1 protein-coding gene is annotated in these 239 nt (G+C 43.1%); it reads right to left on the reverse strand.

Features of this window, described 5'->3' with window-relative positions:
- Positions 1 to 238, reverse strand: a 238-nt coding sequence (locus SB660_RS23480; protein ID WP_410584985.1) for a SpoIIIAH-like family protein, incomplete at its 3' end; no start/stop codon positions are given.
- Position 239 lies beyond the last annotated feature (1 nt).

The following is a 239-nucleotide window of genomic DNA, read 5'->3' on the forward strand; positions in this document are numbered from 1 at the left end:
CCTCTTTTGCGCCTTTAGAATCTTTCGTTCCTTTTGTTCCGTCTTCTTTATCCGTGCCGCTTCCGTTCTTATCTTTCGTTTCAGGAGCCGGCGTTTTTTCAGTTGCCACTTCTCCGCTGCTTTTTTCGCTTTTCATCTGCACGGCATTTTTGCTTTCCGGCGACATAATATAATAAACACTTAATACCACGACGAGACTGAGCATTGTTAAAAGCCAAACCGTTTGTTTTTTCAGCATG

It is taken from the genome of Bacillus sp. SIMBA_005, assembly GCF_046535585.1.
GTDB lineage: Bacteria > Bacillota > Bacilli > Bacillales > Bacillaceae > Bacillus > Bacillus pumilus.